General features: G+C 44.3%; 11 protein-coding genes. All 11 read left to right on the forward strand.

Annotated features, from left to right (window positions below):
• Positions 1-17 precede the first annotated feature (17 nt).
• The 11 genes from SWH54_04265 to SWH54_04315 all read left to right on the forward strand — a co-directional run bounded on the left by SWH54_04265 (position 18) and on the right by SWH54_04315 (position 13,729).
• On the forward strand, positions 18-1,136 hold the full coding sequence (locus SWH54_04265; GenBank protein ID MDY6790467.1) for an acyl-CoA dehydrogenase family protein: 1,119 nt from the start codon (positions 18-20) through the stop codon (positions 1,134-1,136).
• 77 nt (positions 1,137-1,213) lie between these two features.
• Complete coding sequence (locus SWH54_04270) at positions 1,214-2,008, forward strand: enoyl-CoA hydratase-related protein (GenBank protein MDY6790468.1); 795 nt, start codon at positions 1,214-1,216, stop codon at positions 2,006-2,008.
• A gap of 139 nt (positions 2,009-2,147) precedes the next feature.
• On the forward strand, positions 2,148-2,402 hold the full coding sequence (locus tag SWH54_04275) for a hypothetical protein (GenBank protein ID MDY6790469.1): 255 nt from the start codon (positions 2,148-2,150) through the stop codon (positions 2,400-2,402).
• A gap of 145 nt (positions 2,403-2,547) precedes the next feature.
• Entirely contained in the window at positions 2,548-3,687 is a 1,140-nt protein-coding gene (locus SWH54_04280) for a TAXI family TRAP transporter solute-binding subunit (protein ID MDY6790470.1), read from the forward strand.
• A 232-nt stretch (positions 3,688-3,919) separates the two neighbouring features.
• A complete protein-coding gene (locus tag SWH54_04285) occupies positions 3,920-5,929 on the forward strand; it encodes a TRAP transporter fused permease subunit (protein ID MDY6790471.1) in 2,010 nt (669 codons plus the stop codon).
• A gap of 272 nt (positions 5,930-6,201) precedes the next feature.
• Entirely contained in the window at positions 6,202-7,347 is a 1,146-nt protein-coding gene (locus SWH54_04290) for a 2-hydroxyacyl-CoA dehydratase family protein (protein ID MDY6790472.1), read from the forward strand.
• A gap of 1 nt (position 7,348) precedes the next feature.
• Positions 7,349-8,599 carry a 2-hydroxyacyl-CoA dehydratase family protein gene (locus SWH54_04295; protein MDY6790473.1) on the forward strand — a complete coding sequence of 417 codons (1,251 nt, stop codon included), beginning with the start codon at positions 7,349-7,351 and terminating at the stop codon, positions 8,597-8,599.
• Positions 8,600-8,616: 17 nt separating this feature from the next.
• The gene (locus SWH54_04300) at positions 8,617-9,402 is read left to right on the forward strand and encodes an acyl-CoA dehydratase activase (GenBank protein MDY6790474.1); all 786 of its coding nucleotides are present in this window, start codon (positions 8,617-8,619) and stop codon (positions 9,400-9,402) included.
• A gap of 147 nt (positions 9,403-9,549) precedes the next feature.
• Complete coding sequence (locus SWH54_04305; GenBank protein MDY6790475.1) at positions 9,550-10,716, forward strand: acyl-CoA dehydrogenase family protein; 1,167 nt, start codon at positions 9,550-9,552, stop codon at positions 10,714-10,716.
• 223 nt (positions 10,717-10,939) lie between these two features.
• Positions 10,940-12,067: an acyl-CoA dehydrogenase family protein gene (locus SWH54_04310; GenBank protein ID MDY6790476.1), complete on the forward strand. Its 1,128-nt coding sequence runs from the start codon at positions 10,940-10,942 to the stop codon at positions 12,065-12,067.
• A gap of 33 nt (positions 12,068-12,100) precedes the next feature.
• Complete coding sequence (locus SWH54_04315; GenBank protein ID MDY6790477.1) at positions 12,101-13,729, forward strand: AMP-binding protein; 1,629 nt, start codon at positions 12,101-12,103, stop codon at positions 13,727-13,729.
• Positions 13,730-13,804: the final 75 nt, after the last annotated feature.

Consider the following 13,804-nt stretch of genomic DNA (forward strand, 5'->3'; position numbering starts at 1 on the left):
GAAGGAGAAATAAATAGATGGATTTTGAGTTTTCCAAAGAAGAAGTGTTGCTTCAAAAAAGTGCAAGAGATTTTCTGGATAAAGAGTGTAAAGATATAGCAAGAGAGTCGGAAGAAACCAGTGAGGGCCATTCAAAGGAGATATGGGCGCGGATGGCTGAGCTCGGGTGGATGGGAATTGGATTCCCGGATGAATACGGTGGAATGGGTGGTTCTTTTCTTGAGCTTGTCATACTTCTGGAGGAAATGGGAAGGGTTTTGTTGCCTGGGCCTTTTATTCAATGCCCGATTTGCAGTGGTTTAGTGATTCTTGAGTATGGCTCGGAGGCACAGAAGAAAGAATTTCTGCCCGGCCTGATAGATGGAAGGGCTTTGACAGTGCCAGCCTTGGAGACACCTTCTTTTTATGCCGGGGAGCCAGCGATATCAGAAAGTCTGAAAATTAAGGACGGAAATTATATTCTCAGCGGAACAAGGCTCTTTGTCCCCTTTGCCCATATAGCGAACGGGTTTCTTGTAAGAACAGAAGGCAATGATGATCAGGAGATGCTGTTTTTTGTGGAAAGCAAAAGCCCCGGAATAAAGGTCAGGGTACTGGATTCAATAGATTCAGGCAGGTGGTGTGAACTCGTCATGGATAAGGTCAAAGTGCCGGCAGACAATATTATAGGAAAAGATGATGCAGGAGAGAAAGCGGTGAAAAGGATTAAAAACCTTGGTGCCATATCCCACGCCGCATTCGTTCTTGGGATGCTGGAGAAAGTCCTCGATATGACCACGCGATATGCTAAGGAACGTATGCAATTCGAAAGACCCATCGGTAGCTTTCAAACCATTAGCCATCAGATGGCGGAGATGGCCATTGATATCGAGCAGGTTAAATATCTTACTTACCACGCAGCTTGGAAGATCAGCCGGCATATGTCTGCAGACATGGAAATATCCATGGCAAAGGCCAGAGCAAGTGATGCTTCACGCCGCGTGTGCCTGCTGGGGGTCAAGATCCATGGCGGTATCGGGATCATTGACGAGTATGACTTGCAGCTCTATTTTCGAAGGGCCAAAGCCAACGAATTTGCTTTCGGAGACGGGGGTTATCATCGGGAAATGGTGGCCGCAAATTTTCTTCGGCCATAATAGTGGCCTGAAACTTGGATAACGGTCCATCGTAACTGGAAGCAGTGAAGATTCAGAGCAGCAAAGGAGGTGATACCATGGGGTTTGAGGAGATACTGTTTGAAAAGCGGGACGGCGTAGCGACGGTTACTCTGAACCGACCGGATCGATTAAATGCCTTTACAACCGGCATGTATCAGAGACTTGCCGAAATTCTTGATGAAATTAAGAAAGACGATGAACTGGCAGTAATGGTCGTCACCGGTGCAGGAAAGGGATTTTGTGCTGGATCGGATGTTTCCGACCGTCTGGCGCGCCGGATGGAAAAGGGCTCTGAGGAAAGCCGTTTTGAAAGCCTGAAGCAGATTGGTGCCGTTGCTCTTGATCTGGAGGATTTCGACAAGCCGATAATCGCCGCTGTCAATGGCGTTGCCGTTGGAGCCGGGCTTTCAGTCGCCCTTGCCGGTGATATTCGGATCGCCTCGGAAAAAGCGCGATTTGGCGCTGTATGGGTACGCGTCGGTCTCATTCCGGATTTGGGAGCCACCTACTCTTTGCCCCGAGTTGTCGGAATGGATAAGGCAATGGAAATGACTCTAACAGGTGACCTTGTCAATGCAGAGGAGGCTCTGAAGATCGGCCTGGTGAGCCGTGTTTTGAAACATGATGAGCTGATGCCAAGGGCCGGTGAGCTGGCAGCCAGAATTGCAGAGGGCCCGGCCATAGCCATTGAGCTGACCAAACGAGGACTGCGAAGATCCTTGAACAACGACCTGAAGTCTCAGCTCGATTATGAAAGCTATGCTCAGAATATTTGTCGATATTCGACGGATCATAAGGAGGGGGTTCAGGCGTTTATCGAGAAAAGAAAACCTGAATTCAGGGGACGATAGCACTTTTTGTTGTTGAAACAGAAAGATCTGATTGTTCCGAAATTTTCCAAGTTAGGTTTAATATAAACCCTTTTGCAGAGTTAAAAGAAGTAAAGTTATCATATTGGGGTAAAATGCTAACAGTTCTGGAGTTCGGTTATTGCAATTGGTTAAAGGCGATTTTGAAAAGTTGAGCATATTGGGTAAAAAGGCGGGACACATGAAGGGAAACGCATTAGGAGACTGGATAAAATCGAAGAATTGTAAACGCTGGCTGGCATGGATCGTATTGATTGCTGTTTTTTTCTTCATAGACAAACAGAAATATGCTTTTTATACCGTTCCATTATGGGGATTGTTGTTCATCGGTACTTGCTTGGCTTTTATCATTGTCCTGTTTATCTTGAGGGACTGAACCCTATTTCTCATGAAAGATTTAACGTTATTTCCATGATTAAAAAAGGTTCCTCTTTTTATAAATTGACTAACGGAAGGAGGTGATTTGAGCAATTTTTAATAAATTTCCAAAGATGATTTTTTCATTAGAAAGGAGAGAAAAAATGGGTAAAAAAAAGATATTTATCGGAATATACATTCTAATTATAGGGCTGGTTTTTTCTATGGTCTGCTTTGCCGGAGGTCCTAAGCCGCTGTCTGACGTGAAGATGCCCGAAAGTATCGTTTGGAAGGGGATGAGTTCACCTGGATCCGGATACGATATACTTACACGTCCGGCACTGAATAATATTTCCAAGGCTTATCCCAAACTATCCATTCAGCATCTTCCGGGAGGTACCAAAGCCGGCTTTGACCGTGTGGAGAAAGATGAGGCACAGATCGCCACCGTCTACATCGGTGACGGTGCCTTTGCTTGGTATGGTAGGGGTGATTATAAAACACAATACAGGCATCTGCGTACATTTTACCAGTATGCACCAATGAGTACCGCTTTTATGGTAACTCTCAGGGATTCGGATATCAATGGTCTTAAAGATTTGGCCAACAAGCGCGTGCACATGGGGGTCGCAGGTTGGACCACGACAAGGAACTCACTGCCTCCTGCACTTAAACTACACGGAATTACTGTGAAAAGCATCCGGAAAAACGGTGGATTTGTCTATTACGGCGCGATGGGGTCAGCCATGGATATGCTTTCGTCAGGCAAGCTGGATATTGTCACTCTGGCCAGTTTCCAGCCCATGGGGCTTGTAACCCAATTAAACGAGACCCAGGGGATAAAAATCATATCATTTACCCCTGATGAAATCCAGGAATTCTGCATGGGAGCGCCGGGTTACGTTCCTGTCACCTTGCCTTCCGGTTTGTACAAGGGGCAGGAAAGCTGGCCCAATCCCACACCCACCATATGCGCATATACGGGCCTCTACCTTGTCAGAGATACCGTTCCCGAAGATGTTGTTTATAATCTTCTCTGTGCCATATTTGCCGACGACGGCACCGCCTACAATGAAGCCCATCCGGCACTAAAGAATGTTGATTTTATCGCCAACGGATATTTCAAGGATTACAACCCCGTTCCCCTTCATCCAGGTGCGAAAAGATATTGGAAGGAGCGCGGATCTAAAATTGCACCTTCATGGGTAGAAAAATGGAATACATGGCCGGCGTGTGAAAAAGGTATCGAGAACCTGGTTAAAAAGACAATCGACAATGGTTTTCCCATCAAATACTTGAAATAACCATAACTGCTTGTGACACACAACTTGGTCCAACAGAGATACATTTTACTGCCTTTGTACTCTGGAAAGCAGGGAATCAGATCAGTGTATGGAAAAGGTATTTTCATCTTAAGCTTATAGAGTCAACGCGGCTGTGTGGGGGATTTCTGGGGCATTACCCGGAGTCCCCTCTACCCTGTCGAAAAAAAAGAAGTTCGACCTAATATATGCTGAATTGGGTGGGGAGTGGTAAATGAGACCGAAGGAAGCACAACATGGGAGAAAACAAACAATGACGGAAAAGCGTAAAGAAGTGGTCAAGACAAATCAGAAGAATCAAGATATTCCCGGTAGTGCTACGGAACATCTCTTGTCCAGGGGGCCTGGCCCTTCAAGAGTCTTTGCATTTGTTATTGTCGGGTTTGTCAGCATTTTTAGTTTTTTTCACCTTTACACCGGTTTTTTCGGCCAACTGGAAATTTACATCAATCTTACATTAACCGTTTCCCTGATGTTGATACTTGCGTTTTTGTATTATCCGCTTGGCCGTAAATCGTGGAGTGATCCGTTAAACAAGTGGTTCCTGGTTGACGTCCTCTTTATTTTAATCATAATCGCTGCACAGATCTATGTTATTGTAGAGTATGAAGATCTGATCATCTACCGTACCAGCATGGCGAATAAAGCGGATGTCCTTGTGGGCGGTATCTATATGCTCTTGATACTCGAAGCCACCAGACGGGTTTTAGGCTATCCCATTCTTGCCCTATGTATCTTTTTTCTGATTCAGAATCTCACTGCGCACTGGTGGCCGGGTTGGCTTAACGGTACCAATGTCCCTTTGAAGGTCAGTGTCGAGGTGAATTTTCTCCAGGATAACGGTGTTTTCGGAGTACCGGTAAAGGTATGTAGCCAGTATCTGGTGTTATTTCTTATTTTTGTTTCTATGCTTCTCGAGAGCGGTGCAGGGCAGAAACTGTTGAACCTTTCCCTTGCTCTGGCCGGTCGGTTGAGCGGGGGCCCCGCTAAAGTGGCGGTAATAGGTTCTTCCCTTCTCGGTTCGGTGCAGGGAGCGGCCACTGCCAATGTTGCCGGAACAGGAAGCTTCACCATCCCCCTGATGAAGAAGTCGGGTTTTTCCGCCAACATGGCGGGTGCTGTGGAGTCGGTGGCATCTTCCGGTGCCCAGTTGATGCCACCGATAATGGGTGCCTCTGCATTTGTTATGGCCGGTTTTCTGGGAGTGTCCTATACACGAATATGTTTGGCAGCAATCATCCCCGCATTGATTTTTTACGTCTGTACTTTTGCAACCATTCATTTTTACAGTGTCAGAAACGGATTTATGGGAATGCCGAGAGAACAGCTCCCCTCTCTTTGGAAAAGTCTAAAAGAGGGTTGGTCCGTCGTTATTCCATTTGTCGTACTGATATTCTACATTATCAAGGGGGTCTCTCTGTCCGTTTGTGCATCCAAAGGGATAATTGCCGTCATTATATGTACCATGATAGATCCTTCCACACGGTGGACGCCGGTAAAATTGCTGAAAACACTGGAATCGGGGGCCCGGCAATGCATCGTGGTTGTTATAGCTTGTACTGTGGCCGGAGTTATAATTGGAACCTTTTTTGTTTCCGGGCTTGGCGATACTTTAGCCCGTCAGATTGTTATGTCCAGCTACGGTATTCTTCCCGTTGCGCTTATTATTTGTGCTGTCGTTTCCTTGATTCTGGGAATGGCCATGCCGACAGTGGCTGTATATATCACACTACTTCTAGTTGCCGTTCCAGCGATGATTAAGATGGGCGTACCTGAATTTTCAGCCCATTTCTTCTGTTTCTACTTCGGTCTGCTTTCAGCTATTACACCGCCTGTTGCCCTTGCCGCTTTTGTGGCAGCGGGAATATCGGGAGACAGCCCGATGAAGACGGCCTTTACCGCATCACGAATCGCGATGCCCCTGTACATAGTTGCTTTTTTTCTACCTTATAATGCAGCCATGACATGGGGCGGCAGCGCTTTTGAAATTCTCGCAACGGTTGTTCTCGGTATTGTCGGGGCAATAGCCGTAGCGGCCAGTACGGCAGGTTTCTTGATAGTGAAAGTACGATACTGGGAACGGATTCTTTTTCTCATCGGCGGCCTTGCCTTACTCAGCCCTTTTACCATTACGAGGCTGGCCGGAGCCGGTTTAATCATAATATGCGTTTTTACACAAAAAATTCAGCGAAGAAAATCCGTTTCCGTTGATGATCAAACTTGATGACTTCGTTAAAAGTCGAATTTCCCCACAGGGGTACGGAGCTAAGAGACAATAAGCAATAAAACAGGATGTTTTCTGAGTCCTCTGAAAGCTCAGCGGTGAAAAATGACTTTTTACGACGCCATCAAGATTGATGATCCCAAGTTTAAAGGGTAATGCCTGAAATGAAAATTAAGTAGAAGAGATTCTTAAGTCGGCAATGGATGGTTTAATCCTGATTCCTATTTACGGAAAAAACCTAAAATCAATAACGAAAGGGAGGTATTTTTATAATGAAGCAGACGGCTATAAATAAATGTATGGAAATTTCAGAAGATCCATATCGCTACCTGAAGAATTTAAAAGAAGGAAACGGGCGGAAGATTATTTCCTGTTTTGCTATGCATATTCCAGAAGAACTGATTCATGCGGCAGGAATGTTACCGGTCATTGCATGGCGGAGCAATGAATCTGTAACGAGTGGGCATTCTCATGTGGCACCTTATAACTGCGGTCTTACAAGAAGTTATATCGATGATATTGTTAAGGGAAAACTTGATTTTATTGATGGTATCGTTGTCAACAGAATGTGTTTGCAGGCCCAGGGGCTGCCGTTTATTCTGGAGCAGAATATCAAACTTCCTTTTTTAGTTTACCTGTCCTTGCCTGCCCTATACGGCGGTAAAGCGGTGCACGATTTTTTGTTGGAAGAAATGAATCGGCTGAAGGCGAGCCTGGAAGAGTATGGAGGGCGGAAAATTACAACCGAAGATCTTAACGCCACCATTGAAACTTACAATAAAAACAGGAAACTGCTGTCTGAAATATATGATATAAGAAGAGAGAATCCAGGTATAATAAAAGCAAGAGAGTTGCTATCCGTTGTCCATTCCAGCATGCTTATGCCGAAGGAGGACAATAACGATCTTCTTCAAAAGGTAATTGATGAACTAAAAGCAAGAAAAGTTGATGAAAAGACCGTAAAAGGGTTAAAAATAATCATCTATGGTTCGTTATGCCAGACACCTCACCGAGAGCTTCTTGATATGATAGAGGAACTGGGTATGATAATTGTCGATGATGACATTTTTATAGGGTCAAAATATTTTGCGAATCAGGTATCTGTTGGCAGCAACCCGGTTCAAGCTCTTGCAGACCGCTATCTGCTAAAGAACCCGGCATGCCCCACCAAAGGGGATTTGAAAACAGACTGGACCGATTATCTCATTGAAATGGCGGAAAAGAATGAAGCCAAAGCGATTCTCAGCCTGATGATCAAATACTGTCCTCCGCATATGTGCTATTATCCAGATATAAAAAGCAAGCTCGAAAAAAGTGGAATCTCGGAAATATTGATTGAGGTCGAACATGAGGTGATATCTATTGAGCAGGTCAGAACAAGATTACAATCGTTTGTCGAAAATATAGGAGGTGTATAATATGTCGGAATATAAATTAAACAGGCTTGAAACAACGAAACTGATAGGTCCTATTGTTGATAATCACTGGGCCAATCTCCGGAAAGCAAAGGAAAATGGCGAGCAGGTGGCATGGTGTTCGGGTCCTATGTTTGCGTTTCCCTATGCAATGGGAATGAAATGTCACTTCATGGCAGGATATGCGGCGTACGCCGGAGGAAGAGGAGCGGCACAGCATCTACTGGAAGTTGCCGAAGGAGAAGGTGATCTGGTAGATGCCTGTTCCTACCATAAACTCCACATGGGAATGGCTGCTGCGGTGAAAAAAGGAATTCCGGTAAGAGAAGATGTAATTCTGCCGCTGCCGGATTTGTTGATAACCGGCAGGCTTTGTCCTGAAATGTCTCATTATGGAGAAGGGTTGTACCGAAGAATGGGTATTAATGTTGTGGGGATCGATACACCTCCCCCGGCAAGCCCATCGGAAGTTCATGACCTAGAAAGGTTCGCCGAAGGACAGATTCGGGAAAACCTTATTCCGGAGCTGGAAAGAATTTGCGGAAAACCGTTTGATTACGACCGGTTAAGTGAAATCCTGGCTACACTCAAGGAAACAGCGATTATCCGAAATGAGTGCTGGGAGTATTTCAAGCTTAAACCATCTCCGTGGACTCTTTGGGATTATGGTGTAAGTATTGCTCCTGTTTTTTATATGATGGGCAGTCCCGAAGCTGTACCGTATTATAAAAAGCTTAAGGCGGAACTGGCGGAGCGTGCTGAAAAAAAGATCGGAGCTGTTGAACCGGAAAAGCACAGGGTTTACTGGGACGGATGGCTGCCCTGGGGTTTTCTGGGCAAATTCAGCCGTAAAATGACCAGCCTGGGAATAGTGCCCCTGGTTGGCAGATACCCTTGGGAATTTTTTCCCCATCCTGAGACAATTGATACCGAGGAAGATCCGGTGAAATGTTTTACAAAACAGGTATATTCCAACGGAGGACTGGCTAAACAGAACATGCCGAACATGAGTCTGCCGACAATACAAAGATGGATCGAGGATTATAAAATTGACGGTGTGATAATGTTCAGTTCCAAAACATGCAGAATGTGGAATCTGGGGCATCCGGACTTTATAAACGCAATTGAAAAGAAAAACGGTATTCCCGGTGTTGTAATAGATGGCGACATGGTAGATGCCAGGATGAACTCTGATGCTCAGATTGAAACCAGGCTTGAAGCCCTTGCCGAAATGATGGAGGCAAGAAGGAAATAATGATCGGAGGGTTAAAAATGTCGTATTTTGCAGGAATTGATATAGGCTCCCTGTGCACCAAGGCCGTTATTATCAATTCAGACGGTAAGATTGTATCCTACTCAATCATCAGAAGCGGTGCCGCTTATAAGGGTGCGGGAGAGGAAGTTTTAAACGATGCATTGTTACGTGCAGGGCTGAAGCATGATGATGTTTTGTATACCATTTCAACAGGTTACGGAAGAGCAAGGGTGCCGATTGCAGACGGGCAGGTTACTGAAATTACATGTCACGCCCGAGGCGCAAACCATGTTTTTCCCGAAGCAGGCGCTGTTATCGATATCGGCGGTCAGGACAGCAAAGTGATCGAGATCGGTGATGATGGGCGGGTATTGAAGTTTGTTATGAACGATAAGTGCGCTGCCGGAACCGGAAGGTTTCTGGAAGTAATGGCAGGTACGCTTGAGGCTGATCTTGATGAAATGAGTGAATTCGCCCTTAAGTCAAAAAGAGATGTGGAAATAAGCAGCATGTGTACGGTTTTCGCGGAATCAGAGGTTATCTCTCTCTTTGCCGAAGGCGCTGAAAAAGTCGATATTGCTTCGGGAATATACAGATCTATCGCCCGAAGAGTTACAGGACTTGCGAGCCAGATTGTCAAAGGGAAGAAAGTGACCATGACCGGTGGCGTTGCAAAAAGCAAAGGTATGGTGAAAGCGCTTGAGAAAAATCTTGGCACTTTGCTTCTGGTTGCGGATGAACCACAAATAATCGGTGCCTTAGGAGCTGCTTTGATAGCAAAAACTAAATTTGATTTACAATAATGTCTTAATAATGACGGTCTCGTATAAGGTCAAAACGAGATACTACCGAGACAGAAGATACCTATAAATTATTGAAATCATAGGATCTACGCCTTCTCTGAACTGACAGGGACGGGAGCTGTATTCATCGTATTAAGGAGGTTGTTTATGGATTTTTCTTTTACAAAAGAGGAGGAAAAGTTCCGCCGGGATGTGCGGGAGTTTCTTGAGAGTGAAATAAAGAAAGGAACTTTTACGCCAATGAGTAACGCATTTATGGAGTCATCTTCTTCCGACTTTTCTAGGCTGATAGCTGAAAAAGGATGGATAGGGCTTACTTGGCCGAAAAAATACGGCGGGAAAGGAAGTTCATTTGTTGTCAGGACCATATTAATAGAAGAGCTGCTCAGATACAGGGCACCGTTAATCTACCATTTTGTGGGGGAACGTCAGATGGGGCCGGCGCTCATGCATTTTGCTTCAGAGGAGCTTAAGGATGAGTTTCTACCAAAGATAAAAAGCGCACAAATTTCGTTTTGTATCGGAATCAGCGAGCCGGACGCAGGGTCGGATGTCTCTTCAGTTTCCACCTACGCCCGTGAGGAAGGTGATTATTATATTATTAACGGGCAGAAGATATGGACAACTCATGCTCACAATGCCGATTATATCTGGGTGATTGCTTTAACAGATCAAGAAGGCCCCAGTTATAAAAATTTAAGTGAAATAATTGTTGACCTTAAGAGCCCCGGAGTCACCATAAGGCCGCTTTATAACATGACCGGAAAGCATTCATTCAACGAAGTATTTTTTGATAATGTGAAAATACATAAAAAATATCTCGTCGGTGAAAAAAACAGAGGCTTTTATCAGATGATGTCACAGGTCGATTATGAAAGATCGGGTATTGAGCGATTGATGCAAAATTATCATATACTTGAAATGTCCAAAGCTTACATAAAAGAAAATAAAACACTTGCTTCCGATCCTGTTGTGCGGGAACAAATGGCACAGTTTGAAATCGAATTTGAAGTGGGCCGTTTGTTATGTTACCGGGTGGCATGGACTGTTGATCAAGGAATTATTCCCAATCTTGAAGCCGCCATCAGTAAAGCTTTCTGCACAAGGTATGAGCAGAGACTCGGAGATTTTGCCACGCATATCCTAGGTCAGTTCGGACAGGTGCTGCCGGGATTTCCGGATACACCTCTATCCGGCGAGATTGCTGAATCATACCTCTGGAATCCTTCTTATACAATGCAGGGCGGAACAACAGAGGTGTTGAAGACAATAATTGCAACAAGAGGTCTCGGACTTAAATTCAAGAAAAAGTAAACTGAGAAACAAAATGAATAACCGTTCATCGTTTACGGTACCGGCTAACCAAAAAGAGAATTTTAATAGATTTTGGTAAAGATGGAGCTGCGAAAATAAAAATACCGGTATAAATCGCAGCAAATTATACTTATGTCGGCCGATTTTTCACATTTTGGGAAATAAAGATAAACTGTAAACAGACAACCGTAGACGGGTAGCAAGACGATACGGAGGATTGATTATGGACTTTAACTATAACAAAGAACAAAAAATGTACCAGGATTCGGCAAGAGATTTTTTTGTAAAAGAATGTTCTTTTGACCTGTTGCGGGAAATATTCAACACTGAAGAGGGATATTCAAAAGAACACTGGGATAAAATTGCATATCTCGACTGGACCGGCATGATCATAGATGAGGAATATAATGGTATTGGCGGAACCTTTCTCGATCTTTGTCCGATAATTGAAGAGATGGGAAGAGCCATGTTTCCGGGACCGTTCCTTGTCACTGCGGTTTCAGCGGCAGCCCTTATTTCAAAAGAAGGCGACGAACGGATAAAGAAAAAAATACTGCCCTTAATTTCAGACGGTAAAGCAATTGTTTCAATAGCTATAGGAGAAACAGGCACCGAAGCGGCTCCGGAAGATATTAAGACCACTGCAAAAAGAACAGATGACGGATATATTCTTAACGGCTCAAAATTATTTGTTCCTTATGCCCATGTGAGTGATTACATAATATGCCTTGCTCTGGATGAATCCGTGCCCGGTGGAGGGCTGACGCTTTTTATGGTGGACGGGAATTCAAGTGGTCTTGAATGCACGCCCATTCCAACCTTTTCCGTTGATAAATACAGCAAGGTTGATTTCAAGGGAGTTAAGACGAAGCAGAGAGACATCATCGGAACACCGGGCATGGGCTGGGAAGCGGCAGAAAAGCTACTGACTTTGGCTGCCGCATCCGCGTGTGTGCAAATGATAGGAGGAATGGAAAGAGTACTCGAAATGACGGTAGACTGGGTAAAAAACAGAAAACAGTTCGGAATGCCCATCGGGAGTTTCCAGGCTATACAGCATCATTGTGCGGAAATGGCCATTGATGTTGAATCATCAAAATTTATAACATACCAGGCGGCATGGAAATTGAGTAAAACTTTCGATGCTAAAAGAGAAGTATCAATGGCCAAAGCATGGACAGGAGATGCGTACCAAAGGCTGACAGCGACGGCGATTCAGGTTCACGGCGCAATGGGATTCACCGAGGAATATAATCTTCATTATTATTATAAACAAGCTAAATCGTTACAGCTCATGCATGGGGATTACCGTTATCACAGGCAGAAGGTCGCTAAGGATTCAGGATATTAAATCCTGAATTCAGCGATTAGGGGAAAAATAAAAATGGAAAAACAACACGATACGATGGGGGAACTGTTAGAGAGGAATGCCGAGCTATATCCTCAACACCTTGCCGTGATAAGCGGAGAGAAAAGGATAACCTATGCGGAGCTATATGCGGAGGCAAACAGGCTTGCTCGTGGATTTCTTGCGTTGGAGATCAGGAAAGGCGATAGAATAGCTTTGCTGATGGATAACAGGCCCGAATGGATTTCAATGGCGTTTGCTCTGGGGAAAATCGGTGCTGTTCTTGTACCAATAAACATTCGGTATCGCTCATACGAGCTCGATTATATTCTGAACCATTGCAGACCGAAAATATTAGTAATGATAGACTCCTTTTTCAATACGGATTTTGTCAAAATGTTGTACGGACTTTGCCCGGAACTGAAAAACTCAGAAAAGGTTAATCCGTCTTTGGAAAAGTTTCCTTACATAAAGCAGATTTTTTGTTTTTCCGACGAAGAATTTCCAGGGTTATCAAAATACGCTGAATTGCCGGGACGGACTGAGGAGGTCAACCAAGAAGATGTTACGGCGGCTGAAAGTCAGGTGAGTACTCATGATGCCGCTTATATTCTCTATACATCCGGAACTACCTCATTTCCAAAGGGCGTTGTTTTGACACATGCCAATGTCTGTAAAAATGGTAAAAACATCGCCATCAGAATGCAGGTAAGCAGTAGCGACAATTTCTGGGTCCCGATTCCGCTTTTTTTCAGCTTTGGTTGTGCCAATGCTTTGATGACGGCGTTTTCAGCAGGCGCCTGTGTGGTATTGCAAGGGATATTTGATCCCGGTGAAGCATTGAAACTGATTGAAAGGGAAAAGTGCACGGTGATGTATGCAATGCCTACCATGTATCTTCCAATGATCGAGCATCCAGACCTTGGAGTGATTGATATTTCATCATTGCGAACAGGGTGCATCATCGGTTCTGCAGATAATATCAGAAGCGTCATTAAAAAGATGGGTGTGTCCAAAATAAACAACGGTTATGGAATGACGGAAACAAGTGCTATCTGCTGTATGACAAACGTCAACGATTCGGAAGATGTTCGGATCAATAGTGTGGGCAAGCCGTTTTCCGGTGGATCAATCGTTATTAAAGAGCCCGATACATCAAAACGGGTTAAAAACGGACAAAAGGGTGAGATTTGCGTTAAAGGGTACAATGTAACCGGGAAGTATTATAATGATCCTGAAAAGACATTGGCGGCATTTGATGATGAGGGTTTTTTAAAAACAGGTGACATCGGTCTCATTGACATAAACGGCTGTCTTAGGTTTAAAGGAAGATATAAAGATATGCTCAAAACCAGTGGTATCAATGTTTCCACACTGGAAGTGGAAATGTTTCTTGAAACAAACCCGGATGTTAAAGAGGCTCAGGTTGTTGGCATACCCGATAAGGTAAAGCAAGAAATCGGCTTTGGGTTTGTGAAACTTTCACAGGGTTCGCGATGTTCGGCGGAAGATATCATCAATTATTGTAAAGGATCCATAGCAAGTTATAAGATACCTAAATATATACGCTTTATCTCTGAGTTTCCCCTAACAGGAAGTGGTAAGATAAAAAAATTTATGCTTCGTGAACAGGCAATGAAAGATTTGGGCATTACGGATGAATAAAATTTCCACACTAACCACAGGAGGTATCAAATGAGAGGAAATGTTTTACGAAGAGCGGGTTTTATTTTTGTTTTA

Source organism: Thermodesulfobacteriota bacterium (assembly GCA_034189135.1).
In the GTDB taxonomy this organism is placed as follows: Bacteria; Desulfobacterota; Desulfobacteria; order Desulfobacterales; family JAUWMJ01; genus JAUWMJ01.

Coding starts and splice junctions, on each gene's coding strand:
- SWH54_04265 (MDY6790467.1), top strand. CDS start 18: ATGGATTTTGAGTTTTCCAAAGAAGAAGTGTTGCTTCAAAAAAGTGCA.
- SWH54_04270 (MDY6790468.1), top strand. CDS start 1,214: ATGGGGTTTGAGGAGATACTGTTTGAAAAGCGGGACGGCGTAGCGACG.
- SWH54_04280 (MDY6790470.1), top strand. CDS start 2,548: ATGGGTAAAAAAAAGATATTTATCGGAATATACATTCTAATTATAGGG.
- SWH54_04285 (MDY6790471.1), top strand. CDS start 3,920: ATGAGACCGAAGGAAGCACAACATGGGAGAAAACAAACAATGACGGAA.
- SWH54_04290 (MDY6790472.1), top strand. CDS start 6,202: ATGAAGCAGACGGCTATAAATAAATGTATGGAAATTTCAGAAGATCCA.
- SWH54_04295 (MDY6790473.1), top strand. CDS start 7,349: ATGTCGGAATATAAATTAAACAGGCTTGAAACAACGAAACTGATAGGT.
- SWH54_04300 (MDY6790474.1), top strand. CDS start 8,617: ATGTCGTATTTTGCAGGAATTGATATAGGCTCCCTGTGCACCAAGGCC.
- SWH54_04305 (MDY6790475.1), top strand. CDS start 9,550: ATGGATTTTTCTTTTACAAAAGAGGAGGAAAAGTTCCGCCGGGATGTG.
- SWH54_04310 (MDY6790476.1), top strand. CDS start 10,940: ATGGACTTTAACTATAACAAAGAACAAAAAATGTACCAGGATTCGGCA.
- SWH54_04315 (MDY6790477.1), top strand. CDS start 12,101: ATGGAAAAACAACACGATACGATGGGGGAACTGTTAGAGAGGAATGCC.